The sequence below is a fragment of the Sphingobium sp. DC-2 genome, from assembly GCF_000722555.1.
Classification (GTDB): Bacteria; Pseudomonadota; Alphaproteobacteria; order Sphingomonadales; family Sphingomonadaceae; genus Sphingobium; species Sphingobium quisquiliarum.
Genome location: NZ_JNAC01000024.1, coordinates 55488 through 77513, shown reverse-complemented (window position 1 = coordinate 77513; position 22026 = coordinate 55488). Strand labels below are relative to the sequence as shown.

Here is a 22026-nt window from a genome sequence, read left to right as displayed (position 1 = left end):
GGAAGCGACGATGCTTGCTTTTCCCGCGCCGGGCGATAGCGTGACGCCGCTTTCAAGGTTCTCCCGGCGAAAAAGCTTTCCATGTTGTCCGATCAAACGCCCGTCGCGCCTGACGCCGATCCCGCCTGGATCGCGGCGCATCCCCGTGTTCAGCGCGTGCCCAGCCGCGATCTCACATTATTCATTCAGCGCCAGTTCCTGTCGCCGGACGAATGCGCCGCCCTGATCGGCCGGATAGAGGACAGGCGCCGCCCCTCCACCATCGCCGACGCCAATGGCGATAATGCTTTCCGCACCAGCGAGACCTGCGACCTCGACATGGCCGATCCCTTCGTGGCGCAGATCGACGCCCGCCTCGCCGCCTTTGCCGGAATCGACCCCGCCTATGGCGAACCGATTCAGGGCCAGCGCTACGGCGTGGGTCAGGAATTCAAGGCGCATACCGATTTCTTCGATCCGGCCGGGGCCGACTATCCCCGCTATTGTTCGGTGGCGGGCAACCGCACCTGGACGCTGATGGTCTATCTCAACCAGCCCGCGGCAGGCGGCGCGACCCGCTTCGTCAGGATCGGCAAGACGGTGCAGCCCGAAACCGGAAAGCTGCTCGCCTGGAACAACCGCACCGATGCCGGGCGATGCAACGACGCCAGCATGCACCACGGCATGAAAGTGCGCAGCGGCGTCAAGCACATCATCACCAAATGGTATCGCGAACGCCCCTGGGCATGAGGATGCGAAGCGCCCCTTGAGGGCCATGACACCTCTACTCGCAGCACCTCAGATTTCAGTCGCCGTAAGTTTGTCGAGCCGCAGGACGGCTTCAGCCAACGGCACACCTTCCTTGAATAAATGAGAAAGGCTTCGACAAGCTCAGGGCGAACGGAAGTAGCTTAAATCCCGGCGCTCAACTCCAAAAAGGCCGCGCATCGGCCAGCTTGTCATGCGCCTTCGCCGCCGCCTTGATCAGCTTCTTCTTGTCCTTGCCCGCAGGCTCCACCGCCTGCTCCCCGGCCTCCACGCCATGCTTCGCCAGCAACCCCGCCATGCTGGCCATGTCGTTCAACGCGCCCAGCCTGTCCTGCAACGCCTCCAGCGCCTTGATGAAATCGGCATGCCGCTTGCGATCCTTCCTGCTTTCGCTGAACAGGCTGGCGAAAAATTCCGACGCGTAGCGCAGCTTCTTCGCCTTCTTGCGCACGGCATGGCGATGCTCGTCGTCCAGTTCCGCCATGTCGCGGCCATGCTTCACCACCCAGCGGTAGAAATGCCGCAACCGCTCCGCCGCGAACGCCTTCGCCGATTCCCCGCCGCCTGACGGCGCGGCATTCAGCGTCAGCCATTCGGCAAAGTCGATCATCAGGCCCCGCACCCGGCGGGACTCCAGCATTTTCAATATATCGGCATGCGCCTGCTGCCGCGCGGCTTCGATCCGGTCGTGCAAGGGACCGGGAGCGATGCTGTCGATCAGCACGTCCAGGTCGCGCGCCTCGCCCAGTTCCCGCGCCAGCCAGCGAAGCTCGTCCTGAAAGCGGACGGCATTCTGGTCCGGCAGGATCGGCTTGAACAGCGTCAGCGCCGCCCGCAGCCGCCGCACCGCGACCCGCGCCTGATGCAGCGCCTGCGGATCATAATGGTCCAGCAGCAGATTCTCGTTCAGCCGGTAATGCCGCAGGCAGGCGCGGGCGATGGTCCTGAACGCCTCTTGCGGACTGCTGCCGGGCTTCAATGTCACCGGCTCGGCCTTGAACGAAGCGGGGGCGGCTCCCAGCAGGCGATAGCCGCGCTCCGACTTCGCCTCGATGCCCAGCCGCACCGGCGCGGCCGCTTCGATGCGGCGGGCCAGCGCGAACAGGGCGGACGCCTCCCCTTCCTTCAATTCCAGTTCGATCTCGCAGACCGGCGCTTCGCGATCGCCAGCGCGGACCACGCCCTTGTCCAGCACCATTTCGGCGCGCGCGCCCTGCTCCTCCACCATCCATGTCCGGCGCTCCACATCGACATGGAAGGCGGGCGCGATCAGGTCCGCCGCATCGCCCAGGGCCGATGGCAACGGCGTGCGCGTGTCGATCACCGGCTGGTCGTCCTTTACCGGCATTTCCCATTCGCCCCGCGCGAACAGGCCGCCGCCGCTTTCCCCATGATCGGCCTTCACCGTCTGGATGCGCTTGCCGCCCGACCGGCGGATGCGCAGGCTGTAGCCCAGGGCGCGCAAGGCGCTGCCGGGCGTGTCGAAATAGATGGCGTTCAGTTCCGCCCTGTCCCCTTCGCCGGGGATCAGCGCCGATCGCTCGAAAGCCTCCACGGCGTCGCGGGGCAATTCCAGCTTCAGCTCGACTTCCTCGTTCACGCCCTCGCCTCCGCTTTGTCCGCCATTCCTAGTATAGACGGGGCCAGCGCCTGAACATCCGTAAAATACGAAACGGCCGGTCCGTGCTGGACGGACCGGCCGTTCGCCTGGCCACGCCGGACGTCAGGTCAGAAGGCGACCGTCATCGACGCCGCGATCGTCGTTCCGATCTTGTAGCGGTTGTAGAACACCTTGTTCCCGCCCGCTTCCTGGAACTCCTGATATTTGCGGCCGGTGATGTTCCGCGCCTCGAACTTGAACTCGCTGTTGATGCCGCCGGGCAGCAGGACCGCCTGCCGCGCGACGAAATCCAGCGTCAGGCCGGGCTTTTCCTTGATGTCGGGCTGAAGGTTGGGGCCGCGGCTGGTCACGCGCGGGCTGGCATAGGTCAGCAGCAGCGTCTGCTGCGACAGCTTGTCCATGTCCTCCAGCCCGATCTGGAAGTTCACCAGATGGTCCGACTGGCCGGTCAGCGGCGCGCCGTCGACGAAATAGTCGGACGCCGCAGGCAGAGGACCCGTCGTGTAGCTGTAGGGGATGGTCGTGTCGCCGTCGCTCACCTTCAGTTCGGACTGGGTGTAGGTATAGTTGCCGATCAGCACGATCCGGCGGCTCTGGAAGAAGGGCGAATCCGACCAGCGATCGAGCGGCAGATATTTCTGCGCCTCGAACTCCACGCCATATAGCTGCGCCTCTGGAGCGTTGGCGAAGCTGGTCGTCACCGCATAGGTATCGGTGATGGTGGTGAAGGTTTCGATCGGGTTCTTGATCTTCTTGTAGAAGGCCGCGGCCGTCAGCCTTTCCTCACGCCCCATATACCATTCGGCGCGCAGGTCTGCGTTCCACAGCTCGCTGTCCCGCAAATAGGGGTTGCCGCGATAGAAGCGGTTGGATTCCGTATCCAGATAGGGCTGCGCGATCAGTTCGCGGAACTGCGGGCGGGCGATGGTCTTCGATCCGCTCAGGCGGAACTGCAACCCCTTCGCCGCTTCCACCGTCACCGTGACGGCGGGCAGCCAGTAATCCTTGCGGATCTGGTTGAACGGCGTCACGCCCGTATTGTAGACGTCCACGCCCGTCACCGACTGGCGGCCCTTTTCGTAGCGGACACCCGCGTCGAAGGACAGGCCCGGCAGCACCGACGCCTTCACCTGCGCATAGCCCGCATGGGTCCGCAGTGCCGCGTCATAGACTGGATAGTTGCCCGAAAATTCCAGCAGGCTGATGTCGAACAGCTGGATCGACGCGTCCGACAGCAGATAGTCGGGGCGCAGCTGCTGCACCGGGATCGGCAGGTTCGTGGCGTCGAAATGCAGCTCGTAACGCGAAGAGGTCCGCTTCGTGTCGCTGAACGCATAACCCACGCTCGCCGTCAGGTCGGGCGAGAATTTGTAGCTCAGGTCCACGCCCGCCGACCACAGGTCCTCGTTCAGGTCGCTGAACGTGACGGACGCGTCGCCGCGCTGACGGTTGAGCGCATTGACGAAGCGGTCGCCCACCGGATCGGTCGCCAGGTCGCGGTTGGTGCGGACATATTCGAACTCGCGCTCATAGGGCGCTTCCCGCTGCGAATTGGCATAGCCGCCGCGCACGTCCAGGCTGACCGCCTCGCCCAGCTTGAACTCGCCCACGAACTGGGTGTCGATCAGCTGCCGCTCATACCAGCCGGTCTGCTGGTTGAGATAGTCCGCGCCCTGGATCTGGCCGTCATTCTGGCCGATCGCCAGCGCGCTGCGCTTCAGCGTGTCGCGAATGTAAAGGTTGGTCCAGCGCATCTTCTGGTCGCCAAGCTCAAGGCCAAAGCCCAGCAGGCCGTTCACCGTCACCTCATTTTCGGTGCTGACCTGATTATAGTTCCGGCCAGCGCCCGCAGCGACATCAAGCGACGCCTGTTGCAGATTTTCGCGCGTCCGCCACTTGTTGCTGTAAGACGCGGTGGCCAGCACGCCGAAGCGGCCATCGCTGCCTACGTCGAACGCCGTGCCGCCGTTCAGCGATGCGGAAAAGTTGAACGGCAGGCTGTTGGTCCGCTGCACCACCGATGTATTGCTGTTCTGGAACTGCATGGCGATGGCGCGCAGGTCCGCGCGCGGCATGTTGGAGAAAGGCGTGCCGCTGCCGATCGCGCCCGCCAGCAGGCCGGGCACGTCGCGCGTGCCGTCGTCAAAGCCGGTCCAGTCCGACTTGCTGCCATAATGGGTGTAGCCAAGCTGCCCCGAAGTCTCGGTATTGGCGGAGCTGCCAAGGCCGATTTCCAGATAGCTTTCGACCGGGATCGCCTTGGTCGTCAGGTTGATGACGCCGCCGCCGAACTCGCCGGGAAAGTTCGCCGAATAGCTTTTCTGCACCAGCGTCGAAGCGATCACGCTGGTCGGAAAGATGTCGAGCGGAACGACGCGCTTGAGCGGTTCAGGGCTAGGCAGGGGCGACCCGTTCAGCAATGCGGACGAGTAGCGGTCGCCAAGGCCGCGCACATAGACATAGCCGCCCGAAACGACCGAAAGGCCCGTCACGCGCTGGAGCGATCCGGCGATGTCGCCTTCGCCCGTGCGCTTGATGTCGGCGGCGGACAGGACGTTCACGACCTGCGGCGCAGCCTGCGACACGTTGCTGGTGCGGCGGCCCGTGACGACGATGTCTGAGCCGGGGATCGACACGTCTACATTGCCGCTCTGCGCGTCGGCCTCTTCGGAAGCGCTGGGCACGCCGGAGGTCGGGGCGGAGTCGGCTGGAGCAGTTGCGGTCTGCGCCATCGCCGCCGGAGCGGACAGCGCGGTGGAAATCAGGAGCAGGCGCGCCAGGCTGAGCGGCTTCGACATGCTAAGGGTCCCCCTTGGGATGAAATTCTTCGCAAAGAGGGCGGAGAAGCGCCGGTAAACGCTCCCCCGCCCCTGTTGAGGTCAGGTCAGGATCAGGTGGTCGGGATGTCCGTGCAGTTGCCGCTGGCGCTGCCGAAGCTCGCCGTGACAGAGTTGCAGGTCCAACCGGCATACCAGGTGTCGGTGCTGTCCTTGACCGCGCCCACATAGTTGGTCGTGGTGAAGGCCGGGTCGATCGTCTTGGGATCGGTCGCGGTCAGGGCCGTTTCCGTCGCGCCGTTGATGAACAGGCTGCTCAGCGACGGGGTGTAGCTGATCGTGCTGTTCGGACCGGCTTCGAAGATCGACTGGACGACAGCGGCGGTCACGCTGTTATTGCCCTTGTAAGGCGTCGCGGGCAGGCACTGCATCGCCACGGAGATGTAGCGCGGCTTGCCTGCGTCTTGCAGCGCCGTGTCGGCATCGCGAACCGTCGTCGCGCTGTCGATGCGCAGGCAGGTCTGCGTCGGGCTGACGATCAGGCCGTTGACCAGCGTCAGGTCGGCGCCGCCGCGCAGCAGCATGGCGGAACCGTTGGAACCCGTGGTCGACCGGTTAATGTAGGTGAAGTTGGCGACCTTCAGATACTGGCGCGGCAGCACGTCTTCGCCGTTGTTGGACGCCGAACCGCCGTTGGAGTCGGTTTCAAGGAAGCTATCGCCGATGTTGTTGCCGTCGCGCTGGGCGCTCAGCAGATACTGCACTGTGCCACGGAAACCGACGTCGGTATCCAGATTGTCATCTTCATTGCCGGTCAGCACCAGATAACGCGGGTGGACGCTGCCGCCGAAGATTTCGATGCCGTCGTCAGAGCTGTTGTGGACCTGGATATGATCAAGCTGCGTGCCGGTGCCCACGCCGGAGGGGGTCAGGCCCTGTAGTTCGCTCGAACCCGACAGGACAAAGCCGGAATAGCGGATCTGGACATAGCTCATACGGCCAGAACTATCGGCATCGTTCGCACCGCCATACAAGGCGTTGCTCGCACCTTCCGTGTCACGTTCGCAAGCGGTGGTGCCCGCAGCGGCAGCAGGAGCCAAGCAGTCCGTGATCTTCGCGCGGCCCAGCAGGACGACGCCGCCCCACTGACCGGAAGACTGGTCGGTGACCGAACCCGTGACGTTTTCACGGCTGGTGAAGATGATCGGCTGCGTCGCGGTGCCGACAGCGTTGATCTTGTTGCCGCGGTTGACGGCCAGGAAGGTGTTACCCGTACCGGCGAAGATCACAACGCCCGGATCGATCGTCAGGGTGACGACGGTGTTGGTGCTCGCAGCACCTTGGTCGGTGCCGACATCCACGCGGCCCGGCATCGAATAGATGACGCCGGGAACCTTGGCGATCGCGGTCGAGCTGTTGAAGCGCGCCGGGAAGCCGCAGTTGCGCCACGTGCTGGTGCCGTTGGAAATGGTGCCCAGGTCGGTCAACTGGTCAGCGCCCGCGATAGTAGGGCAGTTCGCCGCCGGAGTTACCACGCCCGGAGTCGGGGTCGGCGTAGGCGTGCCGGGCGTCGGGGTCGGCGTGGGCGCCGGAATGACGATCGCGCCTTCGCCGGGCGAGGCAATGTCGTCGGCTCCGCAGGCGCTCAGCGCCGCGCAGGCGACGCCCGCCATCAGGATGGTTTGAATATGGTTGATCTTGGCCATGTCGTCTCCGCTTCCGGCTTTTTCCGGTCAGTTGCAGTGCGGAGCGCAAGGGGAACTCGAATCGGACAACGCCCCCTGTCGCCCTCAGGAGCCGCAGCTAGGCGTGGCAGATGACAGGCACGTTTTGCTTCCGTGACGGAATGAAGACATGAAAATGACAGTTTGAAGACTCTTCTTTCATTCCGATGAAATGGACGCGCGCGAAAAGGGCGCTGTCCGCCGGACAGCGCCCCTGTAAAGACTTCCGCCGGGAAATGCTCAGCGCATGGCGTAGCTTGCTTCCAGCCTGCCCAGCGCGCGGCGGGCGATGTCGCGCGACGACGCTTCCTCGCCATTGGCCAGCGACAGCGTCATGTCCGGGGCGAAGCGCGCCGAACGGTACGCCTCCTGCGCGTCATGCATGCGGCCCAGCCCCGCATAGGCGTTGCCCAGGTTGATGAGCCGCGCCGGATCATTGGCTTCGTCCGGGCGCGGAGCCGCGAGGCGCTTCGCCGCGCTTTCATAATTGCGGGACATGATCGATGCTGCGGCAAGGCCACCGTCCTGCACGCCGACGACCACCACCTCGTCGGCCGCGGCCGATGCCGCAACCGGCGCCATGGATACGGCCGCGAAGCCCAGGACCGCCATCAGCTTGATCATCTCATCTCTCCCGAAAAAAACTTCCCAATATAGCCGCAATTATTTCACTTAGATGACATCTGGGCAAGATAGCGAGAGACCCGCAAAAAGCATTTTCTTTGGAATAATATCAAACACTTAATAATTTTTCTTCAAACTGTCATAAAAGTGTAATTGAGTTGGTCCGCCAATTCACTCCGAGTCGCGGACGCATGCCGATAGGACCAGCGCGCCATCGGCCGGTTACCGCGATCATGATCTTTTTTAGGGAAAGGGTCCGGAGGGTTCTGTTGCCCGGCCCCTCCGGCGGCCGCTGAATTCCCTTCTGTTGCCCGGTGGGTTCAACCGCGTTCTTTTTGAGTAATGTCAGGCCGTGAGGCCATCAATTACGCAGCAAGAGCAAGAGCCTCGTTATCGTTGGCACTTGTGAGTTTTGAACCTTTTTACGGCGTACTCAGGCCGGGTGAAGGCATCGCTTTTCAACACACGTCGATCCTAGTTCGGCCCCGTCATACACCCCGCCAGGCGGGGCATGTGGTGGAGCCGCCGGGTACTGCCCCCGGGTCCGCTGCGCCTATTGCACGACACGATTTATCACCATAGCCGGGCGAACCCGGCACCAGCGCATATGGGATAATGCGCCGGCTTTTTCAACCTCCGCGCTCAGGCCGCGACCAGATGGACGGCCCTGGGCTTGGCGACGGGCAGCCCGCTTGCCTTGGCCTGCGCCATCAGCTCCTGCTTGCGCGCCATCATCCGGTCGCGCAGCTCGACCAGGTCGACATCCGTCTTGCGGCACTGGGCGAACATGCCGTCGGACTGTCGTTCCTCTTCCTTGACGTGATGCTTGATCTCCTCGGACAGCACCGTGACCTTGGCGTCATAGAAATCGTCCTCGGGCGATCCGGCCTCGATATCGTTCACCAGCACCTTTGCCCCGTCATGCTCGACATAGGCTTCGTCCAGCGTGTCGTCCTCTATCTTGCCGCGGAAGGCCGGATAGAAAATCTCCTCCTCGATCATCGTGTGGATCTTCAATTCGGTGCAGATCTGATGGGCGATGTCCTGCTTGCGGCTCGCATTCTTCGCCTTCTCGAACTGCTCGAACAGATCCTCCACCTTGCGGTGGTCCGCTTTCAGCAGCGCAATCGCATCCGTAAATTCGGCCTTGGCCATTTCCGTCCTCCTCATGAACAGTGGACATGAAGCGGCTGAAGGGGCGCTCGGTTCCCGCGCCTTGAACGTTGCCGCTTCATTTCACCTGTGCGCTCCCGCTCACTCATGCCCCACATCATGGGCATGCGGCTTGGCATGGCCGCCCACGCGCAGATAGCGCCGGTCGATTTCGTCGATCAGCCCCTCGGCCTGCTTGCCGCCGGTCATCTTCAGCAGCTCGTCGATCTTGGCTTCCAGCCGGTCGTCATTCTCCTTCGACGCCGGGGAGCCGACATAGAGGAAATAGGCAAGGCCAACGACCTGCCAGATCAGCTGCAAGAATTCCGACTGCCAGTTTTCGAACGTGTCGCGCAACATTTCCACGGCATAGGCGGTCGCTTCGGGCGCCTGCCCGTGCGAATGCGCATTATCCACATAGGCCCACCAGCCGAACAGCCAATGTCCCGCGATCGACACAAGAAAGAACAGGGCCGTTATCCAGCCATATGCATAGCGTTTCATGCCATCCTCACTGATCGTTTCGGGTGGAGAACGCCTGCGCGCGCGGCAGGTTCAAAGCTGCCCCGCCGATTCCGATTGGCCCGGAGCGCGGGGCGCATTATAGCCTTGGCCCCATGATCCTCGTCATCGACAATTACGACAGCTTCACCTGGAACCTCGTCCACTATCTGATGGAGCTGGGCGCGCAGGTGGAAGTGGTGCGCAACGACGCCATCTCGGCAGGCCAGGCGCTTTCCAGCGGGGCCAGCGCCTTCCTGCTGTCGCCCGGCCCCTGCACGCCCAATGAGGCCGGGGTCAGCCTGGATCTGGTCGCCGCCTGCGCGGACGCGGGCGCGCCCCTGCTCGGCGTATGCCTGGGCCATCAGGCGATCGGCCAGCATTTCGGCGGCCGGGTGGTGCGCGGCGGGCTGATGCATGGAAAGACGTCGCCGGTCGTCCATGACGGCACCGGCCTGTTCGAAGGGCTGCCCTCCCCCTTCACCGCGACCCGCTACCACTCGCTGATCGTGGAAGATATTCCCGCCTGCCTGCGCGTGAACGCCACCAGCGAAGATGGATCGGTCATGGGCTTCCGCCACGAAAGCCTGCCCATCCATTCGGTCCAGTTCCATCCCGAAAGCATCGCGACGGAATATGGGCACGACATGCTGGCCAACTTCCTGCGCATCGCGGGCCTTCCCGTGCGGGAACGCGCCCCCGCCTGAATTTTTCGCTGTCCTACAGCCGCGCCGCCGCGCTATCGTCAGGGGCTTTCGGCGCGGCTCTTTGACCCTGTAGGAAATTTCGCGAAAATCGGCGGTTTTCCGCGCCCTTGTCGTGTCACCTATGTCACCCCTGCAACGGACGCGCGAACCAGTTTCGACATCCCGCCCTCGACTCCGGCGCGGCGGCATGATTAAGGCACCAGCGATGACCCGCCTGCCCGATCCCGCCGCGCCGCTGAGCGCTGAAGAGGCCGCCCGCGCCTTCGACCTGCTGTTCGACGGCGACCTTGCGGAAGCGGACATCGCCGGCTTCCTCGTCACCATGGCGCGGCGCGGCGAAAGCGCGGTGGAAATCGCCGCCGCCGCCCGCGCGATGCGCGCCCGCATGCTGTCGATCAGCGCGCCCGAAGGGGCGATCGACGTGTGCGGCACCGGCGGCGACGGGCATCATACGCTGAACGTGTCGACCGCCGTCAGCCTGGTGGTCGCCGCCGCTGGCGTTCCGGTCGCCAAGCATGGCAATCGCGCCGCCTCGTCAAAGGCAGGCGCGGCCGACACTCTGGAAGCGCTCGGCCTTGATCTCGACCGCGCGGCGCAGACCGCCGAAGCCACTTTGGCCGACCTTGGCATCTGCTTCCTGTTCGCGCAAAATTATCACCCGGCGCTCAAACGGCTCGGCCCCATCCGCAAGGCGATCGGCGAACGCACCATCTTCAACCTGATGGGTCCGCTCGCCAACCCCGCCAGGGTCCGCCGCCAGCTCGTCGGCATCGCCCGCCCCGCTTATGTGCCCATCTATGCCGAAGCCCTGGCCGATCTGGGCGTCGACCGCGCCATGATCATCTCCGGCGACGAAGGGCTGGACGAGCTTTCGCTGGCGGGCGGCAACGACATGGCGGAGGTGAAGGGCCACAGCCTCGTCGCGATGCACCGCTTGAGCGCCGCCGAACTTGGCCTGTCCACCCATCCCGTGGACGCGATCCGGGGCGGCGACCCGGCCTATAACGCCGCCGCGCTGCGGAAACTGCTGCAAGGGGAAGCGGGGCCCTATCGCGACGCCGTGCTGTTGAACGCCGCCGCCGCCCTTGTCGTGGCGGACGCCGTGCCCGGCTTCCGCGAAGGGGTGGAGGAAGCCGCCGAAACGATCGACCGCGGGCTTGCCAACGCCCTGCTCAATTGCTGGATTGCCTATCAATGACGAACAAGCTGATCGAGATCTGCGATGCGAAGCGGGAGGAGGTCGCCCGGCGCAAGGCGGCAACCAGCGTCGCCAGCCTGCAAGACCGCGCCGCCGGACAGACGCCGCCGCGCGGCTTCCGCAAAGCGCTGGACGACGCCTCGCGCACCGGCTTCGGCCTCATCGCGGAAGTGAAGAAGGCCAGCCCGTCCAAGGGCCTCATCCGCGCCGATTTCGATCCCCCCGCCCATGCCCGCGCCTACGCCGCCGGTGGCGCCGCCTGCCTCTCAGTCCTTACCGACGAGCCTTATTTTCAGGGGCATGACGATTATCTGATCGCCGCGCGCGCCGCCTGCGCCCTGCCGGTGCTGCGCAAGGACTTCATGGTGGACCCGTGGCAGGTGCTGGAAAGCAGGGCGCTGGGCGCGGACGCCATCCTCATCATCGCCGCCGCGCTGGATGACGGGCAGATGGCGGAAATAGAGGATGCCGCGCTCGGCCTCGGCATGGACGCGCTGGTGGAGGTGCATGACGCGCAGGAGCTGGAGCGCGCCATGAAGCTGCGCTCCCGCCTCATCGGCGTCAACAATCGCGACCTGCGCGATTTCAGCGTCGATTTCGCCCGCACCTATGAACTGGTCGGCCAGGCGCCCGAAGGCTGCACTTTCGTCGCGGAAAGCGGGCTAGGCAGCCATGCCGATCTGGCTGCGATGGCGGACCACGGCGTGCGCTGCTTCCTGGTCGGCGAATCGCTGATGCGGCAGGCCGATGTCGAGGCGGCGACCCGCGCGCTGCTCACCGGCGCATGAACGGCCTTACCCATCTGGACGAAGACGGATCGGCCCGGATGGTCGATGTTTCGGCGAAGCCCGTCACCGCGCGCGAAGCAGTCGCCACCGGCCGCATCACCATGAAGGAAGATGCCGCGTCAGCCATCGCCCAGGGCCTCGTCAAGAAGGGCGACGTCCTGGCCGTCGCCCGCGTGGCCGGGATCATGGCAGCCAAGCGCACCGCGGACCTCATTCCGCTCTGCCATCCGATCCCCCTGACATCCGTTGTCATCGACTTCCAACTGGAGGCGCAGGGCGTCATCGTGAAGGCGACCGCAAGGACGGCAGGCCAGACCGGGGTGGAAATGGAAGCGCTCACGGCGGCCTCCACCGCCTTGCTGACCATTTACGACATGGCCAAGGCGATCGACAAGGCGATGGTCATAGATGGCGTCCGGCTGCTCGCCAAGACCGGCGGCAAGTCCGGCGACTGGCGCGCGCCATGACCCTGCTGCCGGTCGCGGAGGCTCAAGCCCGCCTGCTCACGCTGGCCCGGCAGCTTCCCGCCGAACGCCTGCCGATCGCCCAGTGCGCGGGCCGCTGGCTCGCCGAAGATGTCTTAGCGCTGCGCAGCCAGCCCTGGGCTGACCTTTCGGCCATGGACGGCTACGCCATCCGCGCCGCCGAATGGCCCGGCCCCTGGTGGATCGCGGGCGAAAGCACGGCAGGCGGCGCTGTTCCCGCTCCCCTCGCGCCAGGCGAATGCTGCCGCATCTTCACCGGCGCTCCGCTTCCCGAAGGTGCAGACACCGTCCTCATACAGGAGGATGCGGCAGTTGAACATGGCGCGCTCAGCCCGGCATGCGCGCCCCTTGCCAAGGGCCGCAATGTGCGCCCGGCCGCTTCCGACTTTCAGGCCGGGCAGCGCCTGCTGGGCGCTGGCGCTGGTTTAGGGGCTGCTCAGATCGCGCTCGCGGTGCTGGGCGGCCATGGCGCGCTCTCCGTCGGCGGCAGGCCCCGCATCGCACTGCTGTCGACCGGCAATGAACTGGTCCCGCCCGGCGCGCCGGTCCCGCCGGGCAGCCTGCCTTCGTCCAACGCTCCCATGCTCGCCGCCATGCTGGGCGGGCTTGCTTGCGACGTCACCGACCTCGGCATCGTCCCCGACAATCTCGACGCGATGACCGGAGCGCTGGAGCAAGCCGCCAAGGCCGACATCATCGTCTCCACCGGCGGCGCATCGGTCGGCGATCACGACCTCGTCCGCCCCGCCTTCGCCAAGGCTGGCGGAAGCCTCGACTTCTGGAAAATCCGCATGCGTCCCGGCAAGCCGCTGATGGCGGGCCATTTGGGCGACGCCGTGTTCCTGGGACTGCCGGGCAATCCCGTTTCGGCCTTCGTCACGGCTTATCTATTCCTGCTGCCACTGGTCAGGCATATGGCGGGCGCCGCTGCCCCCTTCCCACCCGCATCGACGGCAACCCTCGCCGCGCCACTCCCCGCCACGGGAGAGCGCGACGATTATCTGCGCGCCTGTCGCAGCGGCAATGGCGTGGTTTCCGTGACGTCGCAGGACAGCGCCGCCACCTGCGCCCTCGCACAGGCCGACTGCCTGATCGTCCGGCCCGCGCGCTCACCTGCGGCGGACGCCGGGGAGACCGTGACCATCCTGCCGCTCACGTGAAAAAAAAGGGGCCGCATATGCGACCCCTTCTTCATAGGCCAGCTATAGGCTCAGCGCTGTTGCTTGCCCTGGCCGCCCTTGTCCTTGCCACGCTCCTGGCCCATCTGGCCCTGGCGGTTCTCTTGCTGCTGCTGACGGCCGCCTTGGCTCGAACGGTCGCCGCCTTGCTGGCGGCGCTGATCACCGCCCTGATTGTTCTGGTTCGCCATCTCACTCTCCTATTCACGCCTTGTAAAAAGGCTGCCATGAAACGGCTGGCGCACCGCTCCGTTCCGTTTGTTACGGTGAGCGGTTAACCGCTTGACTTGCCACTTTCCGTTTCCTATGCGTTCTCCATCCGTTCCATGGAGGACAAGCAGGCATGCTGACGCCGAAGCAACAGGAATTGCTGAGCTTCATACAAAACCGGCTGGAGGAAGGCGGGGTATCCCCCTCTTTCGAGGAGATGAAGGAAGCGCTCGATCTGCGATCGAAATCCGGCATCCACAGGCTGATCAACGCGCTTGAGGAACGGGGCTTCATCCGCCGCCTGCCGAACCGCGCCCGCGCGCTTGAGGTGCTGAAACTTCCCGAGGCAATGCACCGAGCGCCCAAGGCAGCGCCTGCCAAGCCGCAACTGACCGCCAAAGCGCCGATTGCCGCCAATGACGTCATCGACATCCCGCTCCACGGCCGGATCGCGGCAGGCGTGCCGATCGAAGCGCTTGAAGGGCAGAATATGCTCTCCGTGCCAGCTGCCCTGCTGGGCGCTGGCGACCATTATGCGCTGGAGGTTTCCGGTGACTCCATGGTGGAAGCGGGCATATTGGATGGCGACTATGCCCTGATCCAGCGCACCGAAGTCGCGCGCGAGGGGCAGATCGTTGTGGCGCTGATCGATGAGAGCGAGGCGACGCTTAAATATTTCCATCGCGACGGGTCAAGGGTTCGGCTCGATCCCGCCAACGCAGCCTATAAGCCTCAGGTCTATGATCCGCGGCAGGTGCGTATCCAGGGCAAGCTGGCGGGGCTGCTACGGCGCTACAACTGATTGCCGGAACGGGCCTTCCGGTTCCTGACCGCAGGGACGATCCATGGATGGGCATCACTCGCTATTTTCGTCCCGCTTATCCTGCCCTGGTTCAGGTCGATAGCCAGCCCGCCTGTCCGCCAGAGCAAGCGCCGGTCCGCTTTCAGCCAGCGCGGGCGGCACCAGGGCGGCAGGCGGCGGTCGGAAACAACAATGTCCGCGCTGGCGCAGTCATCTTGCAGCGCAGCCTTATCGATCAGCATATCACTGCGCGTCAGCAGCAATCGCCATGCGCGGCCGTTCACAGCCAGCCGAACCGCGCAGAGATCATCGGAGCAGCGTGCTTCGGGCAAGTCCGCCAGCGCGCTCATCTCGCCGTCGAAGCCAGCGCTTTCCGCTATCATGTCGCGGACATAGTCTCCTGCACCCGCCCGCAACAATGCCATGCCTCCTGTCAACGCGCGTACCGCGACATGGCGGCCATCGCTGGTGACCAATATGTCGGGCGGCGATGCCATGGACATGACGGCCACTCCAGCCGCTATGGGAATGAGCCCTGCCCAGCGCCACCAGCTGCGCCACAAAAGGCACCATAATCCACCCAGTATCACCGCAGCGAAAACCCCTATGGGCAGGGTCGGCGTCATCATCACGGCCCAGGGACTTACCGACACACCATGGGCAATGACCAGCAGCAGATCGAGCGATCGTGCCGTGAGCCACCAGAAGGGAGCGCCTAGCCCCCCGATGTCGAGCAGCAACGCCATCGCCTCCAGCGGCATCACCACGAAAGTCGTCAGCGGGATCGCCAGCAGATTGGCGAAAGCGCCCAGCATCCCCGCCTTGTGAAAATGCAATAGCGCGATCGGCGCGAGCACCAGCTCAACGGCAAAGCCGGTCAGCAGCATGGCGCCCAGGCTTCGCCCCACTCGCCGCGACCAATGTTCGTCGCGTGCAGCGGCAAAGGCGCGGAAGCCGGGATGCTCGCTCAATGCGACCAGCGCGATCACAGCCGCGAAGCTCATCTGGAAGCTCGGTCCCACCAGAGCCTCCGGCCAGAATATCAGCACCACCACAGCGCCCGCCGCGACCAGCCGCAACGTGATGGCATCCCGCCCAAGCGCCAGCCCGCCCAGCACCAGCAAGGCGGCCACGCACGACCGTACCGTAGGCACTTCCGCCCCGGTCAAAAGCGTGTAACCGATACCAGCCAGCGCGCCGCCCGCAGCCGCGATCAGCATCAGGGGCCAATCAAGCGCGACACGGCGGCTCAGCGCCATGACGCGCATCAACAGGAAGATCACAGCCCCGATCAACGCGGTAACATGCAGGCCACTGATGGACAGAAGATGCGCAAGCCCGCTCCTGCGCATCGCCTCGGCATCCTCCTCCGCGATCGCCCCCTGATCCCCGGTCGCAAGCGCAGCAGCGATACCAGCGCCCGGCCCGTCCACACGCTCTGCGATGTGGGCGAAGAGGCGCGCGCGAAGTGGCGGCGCACTGGTGGAAGGCCGGAGCACCTTCACCGGCTTCAGCGCCCGTCCCGTAGCGCCGATGCCCTGAAAATAGGCGCGCCGGGCAAAATCATATCCACCCGGCAGGCTGGGCGGCGCAGGCGGCATCAGCCGCGCGCGAAAGCGGACGATAGCCCCCTCCCCCAATCCTTCGGGCACATCCTTTTGCGCTATGTTCACCCGGATCCGCCGCGGCAATGTGGGCGCATCGATGGGGCGGACCAACATGCGACTCATCTGCTGAGCCGGAATCGCGCTGACGCTTCGAACCTCGCCAGTCACCTCCATGAAGACGGCACGCGGCAGCGGTGGCGTGCCCCAGGCCATCGCTTTTCCCCAGACCAGCACGCATCCCGCGCATGCCAATATTCCGCCCAGCACGATGGCCTGCCGCGCGCGTCCACCCGCTGGCAACAGCATGCCACCGGTCGCCATGGCCAGCGAAAAACAGCAGAAACCAAGCCATTCCAACCGGTTGGGCAAAAGGAACCAGGCAACGATGCCCATGCCGATGGCGACCGGGACCCATAGCGCAAGCTGCTCGCGCTCCTCCTCCAGCGCTCCCTCCACGATGGCGAAAAGCCTCTCGCCCACCTGCCGGATGTTCCCGCCAACGGAGGTTTGTCGTGGCTCAAAAGCCATGCTAGGGGGCGTCGCGTTCATGAATGAGCAAGGCGCATGTCAGGGAATTTCGCGGTGAGTGCAACGGGTTTGAACAAGCAGGTCGTGACCCGTTTCGCGCCGTCTCCCACGGGCTTCCTGCATATCGGCGGCGCGCGCACCGCCCTCTTCAACTGGTTGTTCGCCCGGCATCATGGCGGCAAGTTCCTGCTGCGCATCGAAGATACGGATCGCGCCCGCTCGACCGAAGAGGCCGTGGCCGCGATTTTCGATGGTCTGGAATGGCTTGGCCTGACGGGCGACGAACCCGCTATATTCCAGTTCGAACGGTCGGCCCGCCATGCAGAGGTCGCGAACCAGCTATTGGCGCAGGGTGACGCCTATCGCTGTTATGCAACGCCGGAAGAACTGGCGGAACTGCGCGAACAGCAGCGCGCCGCCAGGCAGCCGATGCGCTACGATGGCCGCTGGCGTGACCGCGACCCTGCGGAAGCGCCCGCGGGAGCCCCCTATGTCATTCGGTTGAAAGCTCCGCGCGAAGGCGAAACCGTGATCGAGGACGCGGTCCAGGGCCGCGTCGTCGTGCAGAATGCGGAACTGGACGACATGATCCTGCTCCGTTCCGACGGCACGCCCACTTATATGCTGGCTGTCGTGGTCGATGACCATGACATGGGCGTGACCCACGTGATCCGGGGCGATGATCATCTCAACAATGCCTTCCGCCAGCTTGGCATCATCAAGGCCATGGGCTGGGAAGAGCCGGTTTACGCCCATATCCCGCTGATCCATGGATCGGACGGAGCGAAGCTGTCGAAACGGCATGGCGCGCTGGGCGTGGATGCCTATCGCGACGAAATGGGCATGCTGCCGGAAGCCGTGCTCAACTATCTGCTGCGGCTGGGCTGGGGCCATGGGGATGAGGAGATCATCTCCCGTGAGCGCGCCATCGAACTGTTCGACATTTCCGGCGTCGGCCGTTCGCCCTCGCGCTTCGATATCAAGAAGCTGGAAAATCTGAACGCCCATTATCTGCGTGAGGCGGACGACGCGCGTCTGGCGGCGCTGACGGCGCCCCACATAGCGGCACGGCTGGGCCTCGCCCAATTGCCGGCAAATGCCGCTGAATTGCTGGCCCAAGCCATGCCGTCCCTCAAGCCCCGTGCAAAGACGCTTAACGAAATTGCCGAGGGAGCAGAGTTCCTGTTCAAAAATTGCCCGCTGGATTTTGACGACAAGGCTCTCGCTCTGCTAGACGAATCGGCGCGCGAGCTGCTGGGCAAGACAGCCGACGCTCTTGGCTCCGTCCAGACCTGGACGGTCGAAGCGATCGAAGAGGCGACACGCCGCGTGGCAGAGGAAGCCGGCTTGGGACTGGGCAAGGTCGCCCAGCCTCTGCGTGCGGCGCTGACCGGTCGCACGGTTTCGCCGGGCATTTTTGATGTCCTTTTCCTGCTGGGAAAAGTGGAGAGCTTGAAACGGCTGAACGATGCCGGGCACGCATCGGCCAGCCGTGGCAATTGAGGAGAACATGATGTCGGAAAACAATGCCACCTTGACCGTTGGAGGCGATGCCAAGGAATATGGCATCTTGAGTGGCACGGTCGGGCCCAAGGTCATTGACGTTCGCAAGCTGTACGCCAATACGGGCATGTTCACCTATGATCCGGGCTTCACATCGACGGCGAGCTGCGATTCGGGGTTGACCTATATCGACGGTGACGCCGGCATCCTGCTGCATCGCGGCTATCCGATCGACCAGCTCGCCGAACAGTCAAGCTTCATGGAAGTCAGCTACCTGCTGCTGAACGGCGAACTGCCGTCCAAGGCCGAGCTGGAAGACTTCACCCGCACCATCACGCGCCACACCATGGTGCATGAGCAGCTGACCACCTTCTACCGCGGTTTCCGCCGGGATGCGCACCCGATGGCGATCATGTGCGGCGTAGTCGGCGCGCTGTCGGCTTTCTACCATGATTCGACCGACATCAATGACCCGGAGCAGCGCAAGATCGCGAGCCACCGCCTGATCGCCAAGATGCCGACCATCGCGGCGATGGCATATAAATATTCGGTGGGCCAGCCCTTCGTCTATCCGCGCAACGACCTCAGCTACACCGCTAATTTCCTGCGCATGACCTTCTCGGTCCCGGCGGAGGAATATGAACCCGATCCGGTGATCGTGGACGCGATGGACAAGATCTTCATCCTCCATGCCGATCATGAGCAGAATGCGTCGACCTCGACCGTCCGGCTGGCCGGTTCGTCGGGCGCCAACCCCTTCGCCTGCATCGCGGCGGGGATCGCCTGCCTGTGGGGCCCGGCGCATGGCGGCGCGAATGAAGCCGCGCTCAACATGCTGCGCGAGATCGGCACCGTCGATCGTATCCCGGAATATATCGCCCGCGCGAAGAACAAGGACGATCCGTTCCGCCTGATGGGCTTTGGCCACCGCGTCTACAAAAATTACGACCCGCGCGCGACGGTCATGCAGAAGACGGCGAAGGACGTGCTGGAAAAGCTGGGCGTCAACGATCCGGTCTTCGACGTTGCCAAGGAACTGGAGCAGATCGCCCTCAACGATCCCTATTTCATCGAAAAGAAGCTCTACCCGAATGTCGACTTCTATTCGGGCGTGATCCTGTCGGCCATCGGCTTCCCGACCGAGATGTTCACGGTGCTCTTTGCTCTCGCCCGCACCGTCGGCTGGGTTGCGCAGTGGAACGAAATGATCTCTGACCCAGCGCAGAAGATCGGCCGTCCGCGCCAGCTCTACACCGGCCCGGCACAGCGGGACTATGTGCCTGTCAGCCAGCGGTGAACGGCGCAGGACTGATGGAAAGGAAAACGGCGCCTTCGGGCGCCGTTTTTGCGTTCAGCTACTTATGGGAAGGAAGAGAGTGAAGCGGGCTCCTCCGCCGGGCGCTTCATCGACTTCGATATCGCCGCCCATCGCTCGCGCCAGCCTTCGCGAGATATAAAGGCCAAGGCCGCTGCCGCCTGGATCGCTGCGCCCCAGCCGCTCAAACTTGTTGAAGATGCGTTCGCGGCTGTCCTGCGGCACGCCAGTGCCCTGGTCCAGCACGGCGATCCATGCGCGCCCGTCCTGCACGCCCGTTTCGATGTGCACTTCCGACCCATCCGGGCTGTATCGGACCGCGTTGCCGACCAGGTTCATCAGTATCTGCAAGGCGCGGCGGAATTCTCCCGTGGCGACCGCTGACTGGTCAGGACCCGGAGGCACCAGCCGGATCTGCCGGTCAAGCGCCTTGACGACAAACAGCCCGGAGGCTCGCCTGCCGATATCGGCCAGGTCCACATCCTCCGTCGCGACAGTGAAATCCAGCCGGTCGATCGCTTGCAGGTCCGCAAGGTCGTCAATCAACGCCATCAGGTGCCGCCCGGCCGCCGCAATGTCGCTGGCATAACCGGCATAATCCGGGCGCAAGGGCCCATCGACCTGAGCACTGATCGAATCGGCATTGGCGATGATCCGGCCAAGCGGCTGGCGCAGCGACCGGTCGAGCCTCCGCCCGAATTCCGCCGGATAGATGATGACGCCGGGCGCGGGCGGCACATGCGGCGAAAGGATGGCGCGATCCACGGGGAAAGCCTTCCCCCTATATCCCAGCAGCTGCCCGGAAATGTCGAACATGGGAAAGCCCGACAGGCTGAACCGCCGGTCCGGTTCCGCCACCAGCGTGGCGATCTGATCGCGGAACGCCCGCCGCTGCGCGAAACCACGCAGGATGGCAAGGTCGCCTTCTTCCCCCGGTTGAAGCTGGAAATAGCTGGTGAAGCGGCTGCCCGGCGCGGGCTGAGTCTCAGGAAGAACGCTCTCCTGCCCCGCCCCTTCCAGCACCATCTGAAATCGCAACTGCGTATCGATCTGCCACGTCCACCCTTCCGCGACGGCGGCGATATCCGCCTCTCGCCGCACATTATCGACCGGCATGATCGCTGCCGGGCGCTCGCTCCATTCGATGACGGCGATCTGCACGCCGTCCGCCTCCGGCTTGGCGCGCACCCACATATCGATGTCGCCGCGTTCGGCAGCGGCCGTGACGGGCCGCGACACGGTGACGCCAAGCCGCAAGGCCAGCCGCACCATTGCCGCAAGTTGCGGAATGGCGAGCACGGCGCCAACATCCGCCCCCGCCTCCCGCTGCAATTGCAATAGCGGCGGGTCCGCGCTCAGCAGCAGGCCGTTGGCCGCCACCATCGCACGCACGACGGCCGGGTGCGCGGACATATGCATCAGAAAGCGACCCGGCGCAGATGATCCAGCTTCGCCCGCAGCGCAACCGGAGCGCGCATCGTGCTGACGGCCGCGTCCGCCTGTGCTTCGGTCAGCGCCTGGTAACGATCCGCTTCCCCGATGATCGCCGCATCTGTGAGGGACGGGCGCACCGGCCGCAAGGCAAGCAGCAGATGCCTGTAGTCCGCATCCGATCCGCCAAGGGACCGGCACAGCGCCGCCAGTTCGTTCACCGGGCCCAGCACCATGATGTCGGCCACCTGGGCGCAATCCATGCGCAAACGCCGGGCGGCAAGGGCGGCGAACAGCAGGAAGCGCCGCTGCCCCAAAGCCGCACCCAGAAGATCCGGCGCGTCGGCCCGCTCGCCCAACTGACGCACGAGGCGCGCGGCGATCGCGATCGGCCCCCTGGCTTCGTCATGCGCCGCCAGCAGCGCCCGGCCAGCCTGTTCGAACATGGGCAGAGCCGTTTCGGCGCCGTCCATCCCGCTCCGCTGCACCACCGCCGTCATGCAGGCCGCAGCCGTCCACAGCAGCTCGGCGAAATGCTCGGCCGGCAAGTCCGCCAGCATCGGTTCATCCTCCGCGCCGATCGCCAGCCACCGGCCTTCCGCCACCGCCAGCGCCGCCAGCGTCTCTCCAATCGCCGGATCGTCATTGGCCAGCAACGCGTCGGCCTCCGCCTCTTCAAACTCCCCATCCGGCTGACCGAATTGCCGCAGCATCAGCGTTACGCCCGCTCGCATCTGCATATGGGCGAGCAGCGCCGGGCTCAACAATGTGGGCTGGGCGCATACCATCGGCCAGCACAGCATAGCCCGCTGCTGTCCGGCCAAAGCCGCGATGGCAGGCCGGTCGCGCAACGCGATTCGCAACGCCGCTTCGATCCCGGTCAGGCACCCGCCCAGATGCCGCCGCGTCTCCGCCATCAGGGCATCATGCCGGTCCCGCTCCGTTTCGGGAAAGAAAAACGCCAGATCAATGGCATGGCCGACGGGAACAGCGGACATGCCCGCCATGACTCGCGCCATGGGCCAGCTGTCCGCCACCATCGTACCGGAAGGGAACGAAAAGGCGCTCATGCCGGGCAGCATAGCCACGCGTCCTTAAAATGCACTAAACCCTAAGCAGGAAAATTTT

General features: G+C 64.6%; 19 protein-coding genes and 1 other RNA gene. 9 read left to right on the top strand and 11 right to left on the bottom strand.

Features of this window, described 5'->3' with window-relative positions:
- The first annotated feature begins 81 nt into the window (after positions 1-81).
- On the top strand, positions 82-729 hold the full coding sequence (locus ET21_RS0103420) for a 2OG-Fe(II) oxygenase (RefSeq protein ID WP_021239979.1): 648 nt from the start codon (positions 82-84) through the stop codon (positions 727-729).
- A gap of 175 nt (positions 730-904) precedes the next feature.
- Here ET21_RS0103420 and ET21_RS0103415 read toward each other — a convergent pair whose 3' ends face one another.
- The 7 genes from ET21_RS0103415 to ET21_RS0103390 all read right to left on the bottom strand — a co-directional run bounded on the left by ET21_RS0103415 (position 905) and on the right by ET21_RS0103390 (position 9149).
- Positions 905-2347: a CHAD domain-containing protein gene (locus ET21_RS0103415; protein ID WP_030538585.1), complete on the bottom strand. Its 1443-nt coding sequence runs from the start codon at positions 2345-2347 to the stop codon at positions 905-907.
- Between the two features lie 128 nt (positions 2348-2475).
- Positions 2476-5166, bottom strand: coding sequence for a TonB-dependent receptor (locus tag ET21_RS0103410; RefSeq protein ID WP_030538584.1), 2691 nt, complete (start codon positions 5164-5166; stop codon positions 2476-2478).
- Between the two features lie 92 nt (positions 5167-5258).
- Positions 5259-6851: a hypothetical protein gene (locus ET21_RS0103405; RefSeq protein ID WP_030538583.1), complete on the bottom strand. Its 1593-nt coding sequence runs from the start codon at positions 6849-6851 to the stop codon at positions 5259-5261.
- Between the two features lie 258 nt (positions 6852-7109).
- Positions 7110-7493 (bottom strand): hypothetical protein, encoded by a 384-nt coding sequence (locus tag ET21_RS0103400; RefSeq protein WP_030538582.1) that lies wholly within the window; start codon positions 7491-7493, stop codon positions 7110-7112.
- Between the two features lie 293 nt (positions 7494-7786).
- Positions 7787-8130: a transfer-messenger RNA gene (ssrA, locus tag ET21_RS26920) on the bottom strand.
- Positions 8131-8135: 5 nt separating this feature from the next.
- The gene (locus ET21_RS0103395) at positions 8136-8648 is read right to left on the bottom strand and encodes a hemerythrin domain-containing protein (RefSeq protein WP_030538581.1); all 513 of its coding nucleotides are present in this window, start codon (positions 8646-8648) and stop codon (positions 8136-8138) included.
- A 99-nt stretch (positions 8649-8747) separates the two neighbouring features.
- Positions 8748-9149, bottom strand: a complete 402-nt coding sequence (locus ET21_RS0103390) for a DUF6766 family protein (RefSeq protein ID WP_030538580.1) — start codon at positions 9147-9149, stop codon at positions 8748-8750.
- 113 nt (positions 9150-9262) lie between these two features.
- Between ET21_RS0103390 and ET21_RS0103385 the strand changes: the two genes are divergently transcribed.
- The 5 genes from ET21_RS0103385 to glp all read left to right on the top strand — a co-directional run bounded on the left by ET21_RS0103385 (position 9263) and on the right by glp (position 13484).
- A complete protein-coding gene (locus ET21_RS0103385) occupies positions 9263-9853 on the top strand; it encodes an aminodeoxychorismate/anthranilate synthase component II (RefSeq protein WP_030538579.1) in 591 nt (196 codons plus the stop codon).
- A 205-nt stretch (positions 9854-10058) separates the two neighbouring features.
- The gene (gene trpD / locus ET21_RS0103380) at positions 10059-11051 is read left to right on the top strand and encodes an anthranilate phosphoribosyltransferase (protein WP_030538578.1); all 993 of its coding nucleotides are present in this window, start codon (positions 10059-10061) and stop codon (positions 11049-11051) included.
- Positions 11048-11839, top strand: coding sequence for an indole-3-glycerol phosphate synthase TrpC (gene trpC, locus ET21_RS0103375; RefSeq protein ID WP_030538577.1), 792 nt, complete (start codon positions 11048-11050; stop codon positions 11837-11839). The genes trpD and trpC overlap by 4 nt, the downstream gene beginning before the upstream one ends.
- Entirely contained in the window at positions 11836-12306 is a 471-nt protein-coding gene (gene moaC, locus ET21_RS0103370; RefSeq protein ID WP_021239969.1) for a cyclic pyranopterin monophosphate synthase MoaC, read from the top strand. The genes trpC and moaC overlap by 4 nt, the downstream gene beginning before the upstream one ends.
- Positions 12303-13484, top strand: coding sequence for a gephyrin-like molybdotransferase Glp (glp, locus tag ET21_RS0103365; protein ID WP_030538576.1), 1182 nt, complete (start codon positions 12303-12305; stop codon positions 13482-13484). Before moaC ends, glp begins: the two co-directional genes overlap by 4 nt.
- 50 nt (positions 13485-13534) lie before the next feature.
- On the opposite strand, the gene ET21_RS28135 is transcribed toward glp, so the two are convergent.
- Complete coding sequence (locus tag ET21_RS28135) at positions 13535-13693, bottom strand: hypothetical protein (protein WP_021239967.1); 159 nt, start codon at positions 13691-13693, stop codon at positions 13535-13537.
- Between the two features lie 152 nt (positions 13694-13845).
- On the opposite strand from ET21_RS28135, the gene lexA reads away from it, so the two are divergent.
- Entirely contained in the window at positions 13846-14514 is a 669-nt protein-coding gene (gene lexA / locus ET21_RS0103355) for a transcriptional repressor LexA (protein ID WP_021239966.1), read from the top strand.
- Here the strand turns inward: lexA and ET21_RS0103350 are convergent.
- Positions 14505-16649: a ComEC/Rec2 family competence protein gene (locus ET21_RS0103350; protein ID WP_030538575.1), complete on the bottom strand. Its 2145-nt coding sequence runs from the start codon at positions 16647-16649 to the stop codon at positions 14505-14507. The two genes, lexA and ET21_RS0103350, sit on opposite strands and share 10 nt — an antisense overlap.
- A gap of 36 nt (positions 16650-16685) precedes the next feature.
- Between ET21_RS0103350 and gltX the strand changes: the two genes are divergently transcribed.
- Entirely contained in the window at positions 16686-18152 is a 1467-nt protein-coding gene (gene gltX / locus ET21_RS0103345; protein WP_030538574.1) for a glutamate--tRNA ligase, read from the top strand.
- A gap of 10 nt (positions 18153-18162) precedes the next feature.
- A complete protein-coding gene (locus ET21_RS0103340; protein WP_030538573.1) occupies positions 18163-19449 on the top strand; it encodes a citrate synthase in 1287 nt (428 codons plus the stop codon).
- A 54-nt stretch (positions 19450-19503) separates the two neighbouring features.
- On the opposite strand, the gene ET21_RS0103335 is transcribed toward ET21_RS0103340, so the two are convergent.
- Both ET21_RS0103335 and ET21_RS0103330 read right to left on the bottom strand, forming a co-directional pair.
- Positions 19504-20886: a sensor histidine kinase KdpD gene (locus ET21_RS0103335; RefSeq protein ID WP_030538572.1), complete on the bottom strand. Its 1383-nt coding sequence runs from the start codon at positions 20884-20886 to the stop codon at positions 19504-19506.
- Entirely contained in the window at positions 20886-21980 is a 1095-nt protein-coding gene (locus tag ET21_RS0103330; RefSeq protein ID WP_021239961.1) for a DUF2336 domain-containing protein, read from the bottom strand. The genes ET21_RS0103335 and ET21_RS0103330 overlap by 1 nt, the downstream gene beginning before the upstream one ends.
- Positions 21981-22026: the final 46 nt, after the last annotated feature.